Below are 2,582 nucleotides of genomic sequence, written 5' to 3'. Positions count from 1 at the left end.
CGATGCCGCGGGCCAGGCGGACGATCCACGGCACGCCGCCACGCTCGGCCTCGTCGACCAGCCGGTCGATCGAGCCCGGGAACGACAGCAGGACCGAGAGCCCCGACAGGACGAGAGCCGGCAGGTCGTCGGCCGGAGCCAGCTCGGCCAGCCTCCGCGCGGTGACCAGGTCGCCGGCCACCGCGCACTCGACCGCGTGGAGCAGGCGCTGCTCCAGGGACTGGTCGGCGGTCGTCCCGGCGTGGGCGTAGCGCAGCGGGTCGGGCCGGTGCACGGTCGCGCGGAGCCGCTCGAACCACTGCGGACCCGGCACCAGGTCGCCGTCCGTCCAGATCCGTAGCGTTCGCCGCAGCCGGGCGTCGATCTCGACGAGCGAGACCGGCGCGTCGGGAGGGACCGAGCCGAGCAGGTCGCGCGCCGCGTTGAGATGCCCGGCTCGCAGCTCCCGGACGGCGCTGCCGACGCGCTGCCACGGGCCGGTGGCGCACGGCGCGTCGACCCAGTCCAGGTCGGGGTCGGCCAGAACGGTCGGCCCGTCCCCCTCCAGCACGGCTTGCGCCGAGCGCCAGTCGCCGAGGGCTGCATAGGCGCGGACCGCGGCAGCGGGCTGGCCGTCGGCGTCCATGCGTGCCGCGCACGATCGTGCGTGGTCGGCGAAGGCCCGGGCGCCGAGCTCGTCCCGCAGCTCCTCGATCAGGTGCCGTCGTACGACGCGGGCGACGGCGTAGCCGCCCGGGAGCCGTCGCAGCAGGCCCTGCCGGGCGAGCTCGCGGAGCCGCCGGTCGCAGTCGGCCTCGACGAGTCCGCTGCACCGTGCGGGGGTGAGCGTCTCGAGCGGCGCGGTCAGCCGCAGCAGCCGGAGGTCGGCCGCGTCCAGGCCGGAGAGGATCTCGCGAACGACGTACCCGGTCGCGAAGGTGGCGCCGTCGGGGAGCTCCAGCAGCGCGTCACGGCGAGACTGGTCGCCGGCACCGTGGGTCGCCTGGTGGAAGAGGTGGAGGGCGGCCGCGAGGCCGTCCGTCTGCCGGGTGAGCAGCCAACCGTCCTGATCGGTCAGCGGCTCCCCGTGGACCGTCGCGAACAGCTCCTCGGTCTCGGACTGCCGGAACCGGAGGTCGTCGGCGCCGACGACCACGCTCGGCAGCTCGGATCGCGCGAGGTTGAGGGACGGCTCGTGGCGTGACGCCACGACCAGCCGGGCCCCGCCCGCCTGCAGGAGCTCCTCGAGCAGACGGCCCACCTCGGGATGGTCCACGTGATGGAAGTCGTCGATGACGATGACCGGCCTGCCGTCGTACTCCGCGAGGCGGTCCACGAGGGACTCCCGGCCCCTCGCCCGGGCGCGCTGCGGAGCGAGGACGTGCACTGCCTCGGCCACCCCGCGAATCACCTGGTCGACCGGGTCACCCGCACGAGACGTCGCTCGCCACCAGGTGACGTCCAGCCCGGACGCCCGGGCCCAGTGGGCCAACGCGGTCGTCTTCCCGGCGCCGGCCGGGGCGATGACCGCGCCGATCCGGACGTCCGCGAAGCGGTCGAGACAGCGGTTCAGCCGGCGTCGGACCAGGCCCGGCGCCTCGGGCACACCGGTCGGCTCATGACGCAGCGGGGCCGTCGGCGCCCTGCCGGGAAGCGTGATCCGGTCTGCGCTGCTGGTCACGACCGACGCGGTGGTCGTGTCGGGCCGAGCACCCGGTCCCATGGCGGTCCCTTCTGCGTCCGGCGATCGATGGTCGGGCCGGTGGGCCGTGTCCCACCGTGCCGACCCAGGTCCGGTCGGCCAGTCCCGCTCCCGAGTATTCAATGCCGGCCCTCGGCGCCGATACAGGGAAAACCCTCCCCTTTGAGCTCGCTGTCGGGGAAGGCCATCAGGCGTCCACAAAGCCTGAAAGGGCAGCCAGTCGTCCACAGGTGGACAGCCGACCGGGCGGCGCCGGGGGGCGTCCGAGGCAGGCTGCACCCATGTCACCGCGTGTCCGAGCCCCGCTGCTGCTCGTCCTGGTGCTGCTGGTGTCGTCCCCGGGCCCCGCGCACGCCGAGGAGGACCCCGTGGGTGTCTGGCCGCTGCGTCCCGAGCCCGAGGTGGTCGCCCGCTTCGATCCCCCCGCCACGCCGTACGGCGCCGGCCACCGCGGCGTGGACCTCGCCGGCACGGCGGGGCAACGGGTCCACGCGGCGTTGCCCGGCACGGTCAGGTTCGCAGGTCGGCTGGCGGGCCGGGGCGTCGTGGTGGTCAGCCACGGCGACACCCGCACGACCTACGAGCCGGTCGAGGTTTCCGTCGAGGTCGGTGAGGATGTCGCACGCGGAGCGCCGATCGGGAGCCTGGAGCTGGTCGGATCGCACTGCTTCCCGCGGGCCTGCCTCCATTGGGGCTGGCTGCGCGGCGAGACCTACCTCGATCCACTCCGCCTGGTCGGTCGCGGCCCCGTCCGCCTGCTCCCGTTGTGGCGTGAAGTGCCGGTCCGCGCTCCGGGGCCATGGGCTCCGTCGTCGGTGCGGCTGGGACTCAGTCGGCTCTAGGTGTGATGCCCAGGCACTTTGGTCGAGATCCTGCGACGACACGGTCTGATCTGTAGATG

The 2,582-nt window shown here is 74.1% G+C and carries 2 protein-coding genes; one reads left to right on the top strand and one right to left on the bottom strand.

Annotated features, from left to right (window positions below; all coding sequences use genetic code 11):
- The coding region (locus E7Z54_RS12845) for an AAA family ATPase (RefSeq protein WP_168798308.1) at positions 1-1,660 on the bottom strand (1,660 nt) is incomplete at its 3' end.
- Between the two features lie 302 nt (positions 1,661-1,962).
- On the opposite strand from E7Z54_RS12845, the gene E7Z54_RS12840 reads away from it, so the two are divergent.
- Positions 1,963-2,523 carry a M23 family metallopeptidase gene (locus E7Z54_RS12840; RefSeq protein ID WP_136434281.1) on the top strand — a complete coding sequence of 187 codons (561 nt, stop codon included), beginning with the start codon at positions 1,963-1,965 and terminating at the stop codon, positions 2,521-2,523.
- Positions 2,524-2,582: the final 59 nt, after the last annotated feature.

This window comes from Nocardioides sp. (assembly GCF_004803405.1).
In the GTDB taxonomy this organism is placed as follows: domain Bacteria; phylum Actinomycetota; class Actinomycetes; order Propionibacteriales; family Nocardioidaceae; genus Nocardioides; species Nocardioides vastitatis.
This window is presented reverse-complemented; position numbering and strand designations above follow the sequence as displayed.

What these genes read in the sequence shown, in the direction of transcription:
- E7Z54_RS12840 (WP_136434281.1), top strand. Translation starts at nt 1,963, where the DNA reads ATGTCACCGCGTGTCCGAGCCCCGCTGCTGCTCGTCCTGGTGCTGCTG.